This is a genomic window from Schleiferilactobacillus harbinensis, from assembly GCF_008694105.1.
Classification (GTDB): domain Bacteria; phylum Bacillota; class Bacilli; order Lactobacillales; family Lactobacillaceae; genus Schleiferilactobacillus; species Schleiferilactobacillus harbinensis.
Window position 1 is genome coordinate 1,732,377 of the sequence record NZ_CP041364.1, and the last position, 13,468, is coordinate 1,745,844.

Below are 13,468 nucleotides of genomic sequence, written 5' to 3' on the forward strand. Positions count from 1 at the left end.
CACTGCAACTGACCCGCGGTCTCTTTGAACTCCGATTACAAAGCCTTCAACATCTGGTACTGTGCATCATACAAATCGAAGTATGCCCCATGATCCGCCATCAGGCTGTCATGGTTCCCCCGCTCGACGATCTCGCCATGGTCAATGACGAAGATCTGGTCGGCATTTTGAATCGTGGACAGCCGATGGGCGATGATGAAACTCGTCCGGCCCTTGAGCAGAGCGTTCAACCCCTGCTGCAAAAGGATTTCTGTCTGGGTATCGATCGCCGCGGTGGCTTCATCCAAAATCAAAATCCGGGGATCGGCCAGCAGGGTCCGGGCGAAGGCAATCAGCTGGCGCTGCCCGGCTGACAGGGTGGAGCCCCGTTCCTGCAATTCTGTGTTGTAGCCGTTCTTCAGGTGGCGGATGAAATCGTCCGCCCGCACGACCTTAGCCGCGGCGATGACTTCTTCCTCCGTGGCATCCAGCTTCCCGTAACGGATGTTATCCAGGATCGTCCCGGAGAAAATGAAGGTATCTTGGAGCATGACGCCCATTTGCTGGCGCAGGGACTTCAGGGTGACCTTGCTGATGTCGACCCCGTCGATCAGGATCTCCCCATCCGTTACGTTATAGAAGCGGGACAGCAGGTTGATCACCGTGGACTTCCCGGCACCGGTAGGGCCGACCAGCGCAACGGATTGCCCCGGGGTCGCATAGAAATTGATGTGGTGCAGGATTATCGGGCCGTCCTGGTCGAACTTGAAAGAGACGTCGTTGAACTGCACGTCGCCGCGAATCGGCGGCAGCGCGAAGGCATCCGGCGCGTCCTGAATCTCCGGCTTTTCATCCAGCGTCTCAAAGATCCGCTCCAAGTATGCGGTGGCCGTGATCAGGGAGTTGTAGAAGTTCCCGATGTTGATCACCGGGTTCCAGAAGTTGTTGATGTAGCCGATGAAGGCAATCAGCGTCCCGGTGGTGACGGCCACGCCGATGCGATTGACGCCGACGAAGTAAATCAGGGCGGTCGTCATGATCGCAATGTTTTGCACCCCGGGCCACAGGGCGAACTGAATCTTCACCGTGTGCATCCAGGTCGAGCGATATTCTTCGGAAACGTCGGCAAAGCGCTGCTCCGCATTTTTCTCCTGAGCAAACCCTTGCGTGACCTTGATCCCGGCAATACTTTCATGGATATAAGCGTTCAGGTTGGACTGCTTGTTGCTCAAAATCTGATACGCCACCCGCTGTTTGTTCTTGATGACCCAGGCCCAGATGAACAGGATCGGCAGCAAAGCCATACTGTACAGGGTCAGTTTCCAGTCAATGACGAACATGAAGATCAAAGTTACGATCAGACTGATCAAGTCTGAAATCAAGTTGATCAGCCCGTTGCTCAGCAGATCCGACAGGGTGTTGATGTAGTTCACGACCCGAATCAGAATCTTGCCGTGGGGCCGGGAATCGAAGTAAGAAAACGGCAGGGTCTGCAAGTGGTCAAAAATATCCGACCGCATATCCTTCAGCATGTCCTGGCCGATCTCAGTGATTGCCCAGATCCGGTACCGCATACAGAAGAACGCGACGATCAAGGTCACCAGAAAGATCCCGGCAATCAGCCATAACTGACCCATGTCCTTATTGGGGATAGCCTGGTCAATGGCCACTTTGGTCAGATACGGTCCCATGATGACAGCCACGTTGGCCAGGAGAATGCTGCCCACCACCACCAGCAGTCGACGCAGGTACGGCTTCAAATACTTGCCCAGCCGTTTGTAATAGGCCCAGTTAAATTCCTGTTCCAGCTCTTCGTCTTGATCGTAAGTATTCCGTTTAGCCATTGGTGACCGCCTCCTCTGCTTGCGGTGCATCCGGGGTCACGCCCAGCGCACCGAGTTGTTTTTGATATGTGTCGTAGTAATAGCCGTGCTTGGCCAATAATTCTTCATGGGTGCCCCGCTCGATGATTCGGCCATGTTGCAGCACGATGATCTGATCCGCTTGCCGAATGGACGAAATGCGGGTCGCAATAATAAACGTCGTTTTATCCTTGGTGATCCGGCGCAATTCCTTTTGAATCTTGGCTTCGGTTTCCATGTCCAGGGCCGACGTCGTGTCGTCCAGAATCAGGATCGACGGGTCCTTGACCAAAGCCCGGGTTAAGGAAATCCGCTGCTTCTGGCCGCCGGACAGACCAACGCCCCGTTCGCCAACAACTGTGTCGTACCCTTCCGGCATTTCTTCAATAAAGTTCTCGGCATCGGCGACGCTGGCCATATCCCGAATAAAGCGCGGATTGGCCTCCCGGTTACCATAATTGATGTTCTCGGCAATGGTGTCGGAAAACAGGAACTGATCCTGCATGACAATGGTCACCTGATCCCGCAACTGGCGTACGGGATAGTCTTTGGCCAGCTTGCCGTCGATCAAGACGGCCCCGCTGGTCGGGTCGTAAAAGCGGGTAATCAGGTTCATCAGGGTGGACTTGCCGGAACCGGTTTCACCCAAGATCCCCATGGTTTGCCCCGGCGTCACTTTGAAGTTGATGTCGTGAAGTACCGGCTGGCTGGGGTCATCGGCATATTCAAAGTTCACGTCTTTGAATTCCACCGTCCCCTTAATGTGTTCATAATCCGGCGAATCTTCCACCGGAATCCGAGACTTGGCACCCAGCATCTGGCGAATCTTGATCGTCGCTGCCGAGAAACGCTGAATATCGTTGATCAGCCAGCCGCTCATCCGCATTGGCTGATTCAGCATCCAGAGGAAGCCGTTGAAGGCCACCAGATCGCCCAGGGTCATCTTCCCAGAGATCACGAAGTAACCACCCAGCAACAGCGCAATAACCGTCAGCACCGAGGCCAGAAAGTCCAGAAATGGCAAGTAGCGCCGGGACACGGCAGCGGAGTCCATGTTTCTCTGTTTGTATTCGTTATTCAGTTTATCGAACTTCTGAATTTCATAGGGTTCCCGGGTAAATGCCTTGACCACCCGGTTCCCAGAAATGTTTTCTTCCACCATCGAATTCAGCCGGGCAAAGCTCTGGCGAATCTGGAAGAAGACGGGGTGGGCCGATTGGCTCATCATGATCGTCAAAATTCCGATCAGCGGGGTGACTGCCACCAGCGCCAGCATCAGCTGCCAGGAAATGGTGCTCATCACGACCACCGCCGTGAAGAACCAGAGCACACATTCGATGACGTTATAGGATACCCAGGAAACAAAGTGCCGAATGGCATCCATGTCTCCGGTCATCCGGGCCATGATATCCCCGGTACGGACCGTGTTGAAAAAGTTGAAGTCCAGGGTCTGCAATTTGTTGAACAGGTCTTTGCGCACGTCGTACAGCGTGTTCTGGCCCACCCGTTCAAACAGGATCTGGTACAAATAGCGCATGATGGTCCGCAGCAGCGTGGTGCCGATCATGACGCCAAGCATCCACGGCAGCTGCTCGGTATGCCCTTGATTGATGACCACGTCGATGATTTTCCCGCCGAGCAAGGGCACCACAATAATGCCCAGCGCGTTACCGATGATCAGCACCGCCGCCATGACCATTCGCCCCTTGTAGCGTCTCGCATAGTGCCAAATCCATTGATATGGATTCATGATAATTTTCCTCCCAATTTCTTCGGTTGTTACTGTCAAGAAGCTATTATGGGGGATTGGGCCAAGAAGAGAATGGAATGTTTTGACCGTAACCATGGACTAATTTGTCCAGGTCGATTTTGCTTGCCACGTAACCGTTCTCATGGGATAATGCAAACAAGCATTCGGTATTTATCTCAGCGAAGGAGCGTGTGTTTTATGACCACTGTTTATCACGCTTGTCCTCAATTTGTGGGTAGTCATTATTCTTTGCGGCTGGTCACCCCCGCCGACGCCCAAGATTTGTTAGCTGTTTATTCCGACCCGCGAGCAGTGCCGCTATTCAACAGCGACAATTGCGGCGGCGATGATTTCCACTACACCACTTTAAAAAGAATGCAGGCGGCCGTTACCTATTGCTTGGCGGAATATGCCGAGGAGGGCTTTGTTCGCTGGTCGATCATCGCTAACAAAACGCAAACCGTGATTGGCACAATCGAGCTGTTTCACCGGGAGACAGCGGATTACTTCACGAACTGCGGAGTGCTGCGGCTGGATCTGCGCAGTGATTACGAGCAAACCGAGGCAATTGCCGAGATTTTAGCATTAATCGTCGCCCCCGCCTTTTCTTTATTTGATTGCTCTCAGGTCGCCACCAAAGCCGTACCCGCCGCCACAGAACGGATCGCAGCACTGCAAGGCGCGGGCTTCACAGCCACCGCTGAACAGTTGATTGGGCACCACGATGGTACGGCGTATGCTGATTACTGGGTGCGCCGGGTTTAGAAAAACACAACAAAGCCAGTTCGAATTTCACTTTTACCAAACAAAGCCATCATACTTTCTTCAAGGGCACCGCGTAGGATACAAATTATCAGCAGGTGCACAAATTCCTCCCCAAGAATGCTGCCGGCTGGTTTCCTCCCTCATCATTTTATCTTGAGTAGCCCCCCTGGCCGGTTCTCCCACTGGTCAGGGGGGCTGTGTTGGCTTAAGCTATTAAAAGATGGAGGCGATTGGAATGAGTTTACAGGACTTTATGGCAAAGATTGCACTGCCGGCCGCAGCGCAATCAATAATTGTGCGTACCCGACTTTCGCTTCCCTGGTGGCAAAAAGCACTATCGGCCAACCCAAGCAAATTTCAAGACCGATTGCTGGCCAATCCAGAATTAGCTTTGGCCGTGCTGACTGATCTGGCGGCCGAGGACAGCGCCTACTACCCGGCCCATGGTCTCAGTCCGCAAGTCTATTACGATTCCTACCGCGACCTGACCCTCTGGGCCCAGGACCATTACGCCAAAACCGGCACATGGGGGATCACGGAAGTCCCTTGGTTGATGCGCACTTTGCAGCACCGCCTGGTTCGCCTCGGCCGGTTGCAGTTTGAGCCGTTGACTGCCCCGGCTGACCATCATCTGCTGGCTATCTCTGATATCTGGCTGAATGTGCATATCCCGGCGGGCGGACCGCTGCTGCCGGCAGAGTGTACGGCATCGTTTGATCAGGCCAACACCTATTTTCAGCGTGACTGGTTCTGCTGCCACTCGTGGCTGCTGTCACCTGATTTGCAGCAGTTGCTGCCGGCGCGCAGTCATATTTTGGAATTTCAGCGCCGGTTCACCATCGTGACCGATTTCCCGAACGACCGTCAGGCCGAAGAACGCATCTTCGGCGCCCCGTTGGCTGACCCAGCCAAGTATCCCGAAACCACCTCACTGCAACGCGCCGCCAAAGAGTATCTGCTCAGCAGCAGGAAAATTGGGACTGCTCTGGGCGTTTTCCAGTATCACCGCTAGACAGCAAAAAATCCCGGAACGCCACGCTTCAGCGCAGACGCTCCGAGATTTTTTCATATAGTGGATTAAAGCTGCTGCTTCCGAATGACACCGCGCAATTCACTGATCAAATCGTTGGGGTGACGTGTCGGCGTCGCGACTGTCTTAATATTCAATAGATCGGTATCGGTCAAGTTATGGGAAATCGAGTTCTTCCCGTAAGTCCCGGTACCCAAGGTCAACGACGGGGTCAGGGCGTTGAACAGACCGCCGATGCCCCCCAAGGATGCGGGCTGGTTGACCAGGATCCGGCAAGCCGGCATCAATTGACCAAATTCAGCAATCACTTCTTTATCCGTTGTGTGCAGCGCAGCCGTGTGGCCCAAGCCGCCATAATTCAGCAACGCCAAGCACAGATTGAAGGCCGCTGCCCGAGTGCTGGCCCGATACATGGACAATACCGGGGACAGCTTTTCACCGGATAACGGATAATTCTTGCCAATCCCGGCGACCGGTGCGATCAATACTTTGGTCCCCTTGGGGACAGTGATTCCGGCCAGGCGGGCGATCTTCTCGGCAGTTTGGCCGGCAACTGGTCCGCGGACAGTATGGCGCTGCGGATCAATGACGGCATCGCTGAGTTTTTGTACATCCGCTTCGGGGACAAAGTAGGCCCCCTGCTTCGTGAACTCCGCCTTGACCCGGTCTTCGATGGCGGCATCAACGATGATACTGTTCTCAGAAGCACAAATCATCCCGTTGTCGAAGGTCTTGCTCAGCATAATATCGCTGACGGCGCTCTTGATATCGGCACTCTGCTCAATATACGCCGGCGCGTTGCCAGGGCCAACGCCTAAGGCGGGTTTACCAGTGGAATACGCCGCCTTGACCATGCCTGGGCCGCCGGTAGCCAACACGATGGCGACTTGCGGATTGTTCATTAAGGCATCCGTGGCTTCAATACTGGGATGGTGAATGTATTGAATCAGGTTGGCCGGCGCCCCGGCATCCGTCGCCGCTTTGCTCAGTACCCGAATCGTCGCGACACCGCATTGCTGAGCCTGCGGGTGCAGACCGAAGATGATCGCGTTGCGTGTCTTCAGCGCCATCAGAATCTTGAAAATTACCGTAGACGTCGGATTCGTTACCGGCGTGACTCCGGCTACAACACCCAGCGGTTCAGCATACTTGGTAATCCCATGGGCCGGATCCTCTTCAATTTTGCCCACAGTCTTGTCGTCTTTAATGTTGTTCCAAATATATTGGCTGGCATAAATGTTCTTGATGGCCTTGTCCTCAGCGTTGCCCCGGCCGGTTTCTTTCCAAGCGAGAAAGGCCAGTACCCGGGAGTGGACGATGGCGGCGTTGACGACGGCCTGACAAATGGCGTCCACTTGCTGTTGATCAAATTCTTGATATTCCTTGAATGCCCGTTGCGCCCCGGCGACTAAGTCGTTGACTTCGGTGGCAACAGATTCATTGGCATCATAAACCTTTTTCAATGTGGTTACTGGCATAATGAACATCTCCTGATGACTTATTTCACAATTACCATAACGCCCTTTTACTCGCTTGTAAATAGTCTGAAAACGTGTCGGAACAGGGTATATTGGCTGTATCCAAAACACTGCACAAAGTTCTCGAAAGGCCTATTCGTGCGCGATTTTGAAAATTTCACAAAGTATAAATGGATTCGGTTACAGAAAAACAGAGTGATACAGATATTTTTTTGAATGGAACAGCACAAAACGCCCGCCTTTCAACTGTCATAGCAGCTTCAAGGCAGGCGTTTTGGCAAACAACTGTATTACTCGCTGGTCCGTTGCAATTGAGCAAAATCAGCGGGCGTCAAATGCAGAATATCTGCTTGCCGATCAGCATTAACGAGCTGTTCATACCGATCCTCCGGCAAAGCGGCCAGAAATTCTTTACCGCTCACCGCGGCCGGCCGCAGCCAGTGATTCAAGTGATGAATATTGAAATAACTGGACTGCTGCTTGTATGTGGACTGCGTGGCCTGGGGATCGACCTCCACCTGAGTGGGCCCCTTTTCTAAGGTAATCGAAGCCAGCGGGGCTGTCACCAAATAATGGGTGCCCAAATCCGTCACCCCAGTGATGGGGTCGGCTACTTGAGCGGTGGAGCGCAGCTTTTCCTGGGGCAAACTCTGCCACACTTTTTTCGCCAATTGCTGCTGCTGAATCAGAAGGGTCAACGGATAGGCGGTGACGGCCAAAAGCACCGCGATGATCGCCGCCGCGGCAGCCAGCGGCAGCTGGGCAGTATACCCCAACGCCCGGGCAACCTGCTGGCCAATCGCGCCGGCCAAGGCCAGCAGCCAAATACTGGCCGCCAGCCACAGACCGGTCTGAATTCGGTGCGCACTGTGGACTAAGGCTTGGACCTGTTTTTTCTCTTCGTCTGTCATATCATTGCCTCCCTAAGCCTGCATGACGCCCAGCAGGACGCCGCCCAGAATCACTAAACCGCAACCGATCAGCGTATAGACCAGTTCCTTGTGGGTCTTGTGCTCGCGCAGAATCAGGATGCCGCCCAGGGTCGAAATGACAACGCCCATTTGGGATAAGGAAAAGCTGATGGCCAGGCCGCTCATATGTACCGCCTGGGTATAGAACAAATTACCCAGCGCCCAGAGCAGACCGAGGACAATGTTGTAATACGTGAAGCGGCTGTTGAGCTTGCGGGGCGACTGCGTGCTGCTGGCCGCGAACCCTTCAATGAGCACTCCCACAGCTTGGGGCAGAATCAAAGCTGCCGGATCCGGCGAAAAGGCCTTGTTCACGATGGAATAAAGCGAAATGCCCACCCCGGACAACAGCACGGCGACAATCCCGATCACTTGCTGTTTATTACCGGTTTGCGCTGGCGTATCGGCCGTCTTTTCTTTCTTAGACGTAAACACGGCGCCAAGAATCAAAATCAAGAGCGCCGCGAAGCCGAAAACATAATCCCGCTGATCGGTCCATTCGCCAAAGACGAAGGCCCCGGCCAGCGTCGTGATCACCAGCTGGGCCGCTGTCGAGAGCGGCATCCCCATGGATACACCCAGGGCTTCCAACCCGCGAAATTGCTGATTTTGACCCCAGCAGTAGAACAGCCCTGAGGCCACGCCCACCAGCATCGTCTCCAAATTAATCGTTGGTTGTTCGATGAAGTAATAGACCAGGGCGAAGAGCAGAATACCGTAACTTTCTCCGAGAATCTGGTTCTGACTGCTCCCGCCGATTTTGTGACTCACCACTGAAATACTGCCCCAACAGGCGGCCGTGATGAGGGCATAAATAATCCCCGTAATGACCATTCCTTTACTTAGACTTGTGCTTTTAGCTTATCACAATTTTCAGCAGCACACTGATTATTGCGCTTACATCCCAGCTAAATAGTGTTTGAACAAATCAATGTAGAGGTTGATGTACTGGTGATAGATCCCCATATCCACGTATTCATTCACCTGATGGGCGGAAAAGTTCCCGGGTCCGAACACCACGGCTTCAATGTTGGGGTTGCGATCCACGATGGGCGACGCATCAGTGCCGCCTGAAACGCCAATCACCGGCAGCTGCTGTTTCAAATGCTTCTCGCCAATTCTTTTCGTCAACTGGACCAACCGGGCGTTAGGGTCGGTGGACATCGGCGAAAGTTTGCTGATGACGCGGATCGTTAAGTGCGCCTGCTCAGCCTGGTTGACTTCATCCGCCAATGCCTGAATATCGGCCAGCATAGCGTCATTTGTTTTTTCCGGAATCGTGCGCACATTAATACTCATGCTGGCACTGACCGGTACGGTGTTGATCTGTTCGCCGGCATTCAACAGCGTGACCACGGGTGTGGCGGGCCCCAAGATGGGATCTTTCAGCCCGGCTTGGTCCTCGAAATACTGCTGAACCCGATTGTAGAAAGTCAGCAAGGGGGTGATCGCGTTGTACCCCAGCTCCGGCATAGAGCTGTGCACCGCCTGGCCGACGGAATCAACGCGGAAAGCCAGGGTCCCCTTGTGGGCGGCCACGACGAAATGCTGCTCTGTATTCTGGTTAGCGGCCACCAGGGCATCCCGCTCTTCGGGTGACAACGGAAAAATACTTTGCGCCGCCGGTTGGGTGACAAAGTCCTTGGCAACACCGCTGGGCTCACCGATGACAATGCCGGCCATATCGTCAACATAACCCTGTTCGGCCAATTGATGCGCGCCGAGTTCCCCGATCTCCTCTCCCACTGTGGCCAGCAAGCGGATCGTACCGTTCAGTAAAACGCCGGCGTCATGGAGCTGAATCATGGCAATCACGCCAGCGGCTAAGCCGGCCTTCATGTCGGTCACCCCGCGACCGTACATCTTGCCGGCCTTGATCGTGCCAACCAGCGGGTCAGTCTGCCACTTCGCGCGGTCCCCCAGAGCCACGGTATCAGCGTGCCCGTCGAAGCCTAGCACTGGGCCCTGGCCGTTGCCGATCTCAGCGACGAGGTTGTCCCGGCCAGGGGCATAAGGTACTCGCTGAGCGGTAATATGGTGCTTGGCCAACAACTTTTCTAAGTAATCCGCCACCGCGGCTTCATGGTCATTCACCGACGGAATGGCCACCAGATCAGCTAGGATCTGGTCATATTCTGCAATTCTCATGATGATTCACACTCCCCCAATAATATGTATATCCATTTTCTATTGTAAGCAGCAAAGTGGGAATTAGGGTATTTGATGCTTGGAAAATATGGCGTCGTCAGCAGATATTGGCCGCTATGCTAAACTATAATTGGTATGTTGATTAGCCAAGGAGGCCTGTGCCATGGATAATTATCCCAATCTCAAGCAACTGCTGAATACCTCGTTTCGAATCCGTCACTTGGATTTTTCTGATGCCAATATTGAATTCCACTTTATCGATATGACACCATATCCTGAATCTCATCAGCCAAATACCTGGATTATCCTCATCCCGTGTCACTCGGCTGCCTCCGTCGATATTAACCGGTTCATTATGGCGCAGACCACCGTCCTCGAGGGTACACTCCCTTCAGGGTGGACAGACCAAATAATCAAAGGTCTGTTCTCCCAGAAGGGAGTTTTTTTATGCGGCGGAAGGGAATCCGTTACTCTTTGGAAGACAAGATTGAGTTCGTTAATCGAGTACTGTCTGGCCAGTCACTCATGGATGTTCAGCGATCCGGAGGGCCGCGCAAGGAAGCATTGAGTCAATGGGTACAGAAGTATAAACAATGGGGAGCAGCCGGACTCGTCCCTAAGGAACGAGCACCGCGACGCCAACAGCGTAAGCGCACGACGTATTCCAGCGAGCTCAAGTTTCAGATTGTTCAGGAATACCTAGCGGGTGGGACGTCCTACTATAAGCTGTGTGCTAAGTACGACATCTCCAATCCAGCAGTCGTTTACCAATGGGTTTCTCTGTATAATAGTGGTCAACTACTACAGACCACTAGAGGGAGTGCACTCATGACCAAGGGCAGGAAAACGACTTACGTTGAGAGAATTGAAATTGCACAGTGGACCATTGCACATGACATGGACTACCAAGGGGCCATTAAGCACTTTGGTGTTTCGTATGGCCAAGTTTATTCATGGGTAAAGAAGTTCCGCGAGAGCGGCGAGGAGGGTCTCACTGATCGTCGCGGCCAGCGTAAGCCTGAAAGTATCCTTGATGAGAATGAACGTTTAAAACTCGAGAACAAGGAGAGCAAGGCTCGGATTGATTATCTGGAGACGAAAATCGCACTATTAAAAAAATTGCAGGATGTAGAGAGAAGGAGTGCCGGCAACGACACCGACAGCACCAATATATTGCCATTCACGAACTCACCCAAGAAGTAAACCAGGTCACCAAGCGATACCACTCGGTATCGGTGTGTTGCCAAATATTCGATATTCCACGCTCTGCTTACTACAAGTGGTTGCGCCGGAAACCGACGAAGCAAGACATCGTAAACGACGAGCTGGTCCGTCTTATCAAGGAACAGGAAGCGGACAACCATTATATTTATGGCGTGCGCCGATTAACGATGATTATCAATCGGGAAACGCAACATCACGTGAACCCTAAACGGGTCCGGCGATTGATGCGGGATAACGGTATCCAGTGTTCGATTCGTCAGAAGAAGCATGATCGAGTAGCGGAGAAGAAAGAATTCATTCTTGGCAATAAATTGCTTAACCAAGACGGCAGTCATGCCTTTCATCCTACCCGGCCAAACGAGGTTTGGGTCACGGACTGCAGCGAGTTGACGTACGGTTTCAATTCAGAGTGCCGCTTGCGTCTGAGCGCGATCAAGGACCTCTACGACCATAGTATCGTAGCCTGGGAGGTTGAACCGACTGAGACTGCCACGCTGGTCACCGACACGTTCAGGGCGGCAGTAGAAGCCGAAGAAGTACTGCCTAAGCTTCTGCACAGTGATCAGGGCTCCAGTTACACTTCCCGGCTTTACAACACGGAATTAGCCGGGTCCGGCGTCATTCATAGCATGTCACGGCCAGGAACGCCTGGCGACAACGGCCCGATGGAGAGTCTCTGGAGTCATGCGAAGGCTGAGTATTTTGCCTTCTTCCACGCCAACACATACGAAGAAATGATGCGGCTCATTGAAGAATACGCGTTGTGGTACAACTGCAATCGGCGCCAAGAAACACTCGATGGCATGACCCCCGTGGAATACCGGAATCATGCCGTTAAGACAGCGGCTTGATCGTGTATTGAGGGACGCATAAGGAGGAGAACCATGATTCGAGAAGGACAATTTTACCAGGCCTGGGACCAAATTACTGGTTTTGATATTTATCGTGATGAACCGCGAGAAGAGATTATTTTCGACGCGGGTGATGTTTTCCAGGTCTACGATCATTCACTTCTTTACGACGAAGAAAGCGATTCGATTGTCGACCTTGTATTTGTTGTAACGCCGACCCGCACAAGGTTCCAAATCTACACAGAAAATGTGATAGCCAAGGCCAAGCGCATCTCTATGGGAACGTATGAGATGGCACTAAATCGGTATCCAACTATTCCAGAAGGACCATTTGATTAGGAAAGTTCTTGGATCAAAAATGGCAGCCCCTGCGGACTGCCAAAATCAGTAACTAATTCGCCCCTAATTGGGGAACAACACGAGAACGACCTTTTAATATTTGAGCTGTCCACTTGACGGGGCACCGCCCCCGCAGATCGTATTTTTAGACGCCGGTTTATTGCAGTTGCATCCACAATGTCGCCTTCTTAGCCTCATAAATGCGGTTGCAGAAAGCTTGATTGCCCGTATACACCACGATGATATCGTCTTCGGTAATTACTTTGATTTTTCCATCAGCCGTCGCCTGATAGGCGGTCTCCGTGATCGGGTTGCTGCGTTCAATATCCGTCAAAGCTGTGTTATAGTAGGCTATTTTCCCCGCTTGTTGATCCACCACCAGCTGGTTGGTGCCCACTTCCGCCAGCGTGGCGGTGTGAAGGATGGATGTCCAACCCATGCCTGCCAAATTCCAGAAAGAATGTAAATTGAACGAAAGTACCCCGGATTATACATGAACATGATTGGTTTTCCGGTCAGCTTAGTGGTCAAGCCGTTAATCGGGCCATTCGCGGACCAGCATACCGACGATGATGACTACTGAGATGAAGTTCGGCGCGTAGAGGATCAACTGCAATTTCTGCTGAATCTCCTTGTTCATGATCTGGTTTAATGACATGGCCAGGATGATCGGTGGCAGAAAGCCGAGCAGAAGACCGTACGCGCTGAGTTTGAACGTATTCAGCAGCGTCGTGAAGCTCAAGGAGGAAATGAATTCCTGGAAGTGCGCCCATCCCACCCACGGACTATACAAGATCCCCAACAGCGGGTTGTAATTTTTAAAAGCGATGATGGCGCCATACATCGGAATAAATTGAAGATCAGCGTCAGCAGAATCCCCGGCATCAGCATCACGTAGAGCCAGCGGTCGCGTTTCAACCGATCCCACAGTGCCTTGTCCCGGCGCTTTTTGGCAGAACAGGACGCAACGGCTGCGGCAACGAATGTTGTGTGATACACCTTTTCCGTCAACTACCCCCACTTACGACCGAAGTCGTTGAAGTGGGAACTTGCAACTCATGCCCAGTGGAT

The 13,468-nt window shown here is 52.8% G+C and carries 13 protein-coding genes; 5 read left to right on the forward strand and 8 right to left on the reverse strand.

Annotated elements, in window-relative coordinates:
• Positions 1-35: 35 nt before the first annotated feature.
• Both FMM01_RS08775 and FMM01_RS08780 read right to left on the reverse strand, forming a co-directional pair.
• Entirely contained in the window at positions 36-1,823 is a 1,788-nt protein-coding gene (locus FMM01_RS08775; RefSeq protein ID WP_150392255.1) for an ABC transporter ATP-binding protein, read from the reverse strand.
• Entirely contained in the window at positions 1,816-3,591 is a 1,776-nt protein-coding gene (locus FMM01_RS08780) for an ABC transporter ATP-binding protein (protein ID WP_063516972.1), read from the reverse strand. Before FMM01_RS08780 ends, FMM01_RS08775 begins: the two co-directional genes overlap by 8 nt.
• A gap of 198 nt (positions 3,592-3,789) precedes the next feature.
• On the opposite strand from FMM01_RS08780, the gene FMM01_RS08785 reads away from it, so the two are divergent.
• Positions 3,790-4,356 carry a GNAT family N-acetyltransferase gene (locus tag FMM01_RS08785; protein ID WP_150392256.1) on the forward strand — a complete coding sequence of 189 codons (567 nt, stop codon included), beginning with the start codon at positions 3,790-3,792 and terminating at the stop codon, positions 4,354-4,356.
• A 235-nt stretch (positions 4,357-4,591) separates the two neighbouring features.
• Positions 4,592-5,368 carry an acyltransferase domain-containing protein gene (locus FMM01_RS08790; RefSeq protein WP_150392257.1) on the forward strand — a complete coding sequence of 259 codons (777 nt, stop codon included), beginning with the start codon at positions 4,592-4,594 and terminating at the stop codon, positions 5,366-5,368.
• A gap of 65 nt (positions 5,369-5,433) precedes the next feature.
• Here the strand turns inward: FMM01_RS08790 and FMM01_RS08795 are convergent, their stop codons facing one another.
• From FMM01_RS08795 to FMM01_RS08810, 4 genes are all read right to left on the reverse strand, one after another.
• On the reverse strand, positions 5,434-6,864 hold the full coding sequence (locus FMM01_RS08795) for an aldehyde dehydrogenase family protein (RefSeq protein ID WP_150392258.1): 1,431 nt from the start codon (positions 6,862-6,864) through the stop codon (positions 5,434-5,436).
• Positions 6,865-7,154: 290 nt separating this feature from the next.
• Positions 7,155-7,775: a hypothetical protein gene (locus FMM01_RS08800; protein WP_027827966.1), complete on the reverse strand. Its 621-nt coding sequence runs from the start codon at positions 7,773-7,775 to the stop codon at positions 7,155-7,157.
• A 12-nt stretch (positions 7,776-7,787) separates the two neighbouring features.
• A complete protein-coding gene (locus tag FMM01_RS08805; RefSeq protein ID WP_150392259.1) occupies positions 7,788-8,669 on the reverse strand; it encodes a GRP family sugar transporter in 882 nt (293 codons plus the stop codon).
• A 63-nt stretch (positions 8,670-8,732) separates the two neighbouring features.
• A complete protein-coding gene (locus tag FMM01_RS08810; RefSeq protein WP_150392260.1) occupies positions 8,733-9,983 on the reverse strand; it encodes an ArgE/DapE family deacylase in 1,251 nt (416 codons plus the stop codon).
• A gap of 447 nt (positions 9,984-10,430) precedes the next feature.
• Here FMM01_RS08810 and FMM01_RS08815 point away from each other — a divergent pair, with 447 nt between their 5' ends.
• The 3 genes from FMM01_RS08815 to FMM01_RS08825 are packed head-to-tail and all read left to right on the forward strand — an operon-like array spanning position 10,431 to position 12,397.
• The gene (locus FMM01_RS08815) at positions 10,431-11,186 is read left to right on the forward strand and encodes a helix-turn-helix domain-containing protein (RefSeq protein ID WP_150391623.1); all 756 of its coding nucleotides are present in this window, start codon (positions 10,431-10,433) and stop codon (positions 11,184-11,186) included.
• Positions 11,187-11,218: 32 nt separating this feature from the next.
• Positions 11,219-12,058 carry an IS3 family transposase gene (locus FMM01_RS08820; RefSeq protein ID WP_063516983.1) on the forward strand — a complete coding sequence of 280 codons (840 nt, stop codon included), beginning with the start codon at positions 11,219-11,221 and terminating at the stop codon, positions 12,056-12,058.
• Positions 12,059-12,091: 33 nt separating this feature from the next.
• Positions 12,092-12,397: a hypothetical protein gene (locus tag FMM01_RS08825; protein WP_056990078.1), complete on the forward strand. Its 306-nt coding sequence runs from the start codon at positions 12,092-12,094 to the stop codon at positions 12,395-12,397.
• Positions 12,398-12,554: 157 nt separating this feature from the next.
• Here FMM01_RS08825 and FMM01_RS16770 read toward each other — a convergent pair whose 3' ends face one another.
• Positions 12,555-12,836 (reverse strand): hypothetical protein, encoded by a 282-nt coding sequence (locus FMM01_RS16770; protein WP_419554995.1) that lies wholly within the window; start codon positions 12,834-12,836, stop codon positions 12,555-12,557.
• A 96-nt stretch (positions 12,837-12,932) separates the two neighbouring features.
• Entirely contained in the window at positions 12,933-13,325 is a 393-nt protein-coding gene (locus tag FMM01_RS16775) for a hypothetical protein (protein WP_419554996.1), read from the reverse strand.
• Positions 13,326-13,468 lie beyond the last annotated feature (143 nt).

Excerpts from the sequence above, each read along its gene's own strand:
- FMM01_RS08775 (WP_150392255.1), bottom strand. The coding sequence starts at position 1,823 with ATGGCTAAACGGAATACTTACGATCAAGACGAAGAGCTGGAACAGGAA.
- FMM01_RS08780 (WP_063516972.1), bottom strand. The coding sequence starts at position 3,591 with ATGAATCCATATCAATGGATTTGGCACTATGCGAGACGCTACAAGGGG.
- FMM01_RS08785 (WP_150392256.1), top strand. The coding sequence starts at position 3,790 with ATGACCACTGTTTATCACGCTTGTCCTCAATTTGTGGGTAGTCATTAT.
- FMM01_RS08790 (WP_150392257.1), top strand. The coding sequence starts at position 4,592 with ATGAGTTTACAGGACTTTATGGCAAAGATTGCACTGCCGGCCGCAGCG.
- FMM01_RS08795 (WP_150392258.1), bottom strand. The coding sequence starts at position 6,864 with ATGCCAGTAACCACATTGAAAAAGGTTTATGATGCCAATGAATCTGTT.
- FMM01_RS08800 (WP_027827966.1), bottom strand. The coding sequence starts at position 7,775 with ATGACAGACGAAGAGAAAAAACAGGTCCAAGCCTTAGTCCACAGTGCG.
- FMM01_RS08805 (WP_150392259.1), bottom strand. The coding sequence starts at position 8,669 with ATGGTCATTACGGGGATTATTTATGCCCTCATCACGGCCGCCTGTTGG.
- FMM01_RS08810 (WP_150392260.1), bottom strand. The coding sequence starts at position 9,983 with ATGAGAATTGCAGAATATGACCAGATCCTAGCTGATCTGGTGGCCATT.
- FMM01_RS08815 (WP_150391623.1), top strand. The coding sequence starts at position 10,431 with ATGCGGCGGAAGGGAATCCGTTACTCTTTGGAAGACAAGATTGAGTTC.
- FMM01_RS08825 (WP_056990078.1), top strand. The coding sequence starts at position 12,092 with ATGATTCGAGAAGGACAATTTTACCAGGCCTGGGACCAAATTACTGGT.
- FMM01_RS16770 (WP_419554995.1), bottom strand. The coding sequence starts at position 12,836 with ATGGGTTGGACATCCATCCTTCACACCGCCACGCTGGCGGAAGTGGGC.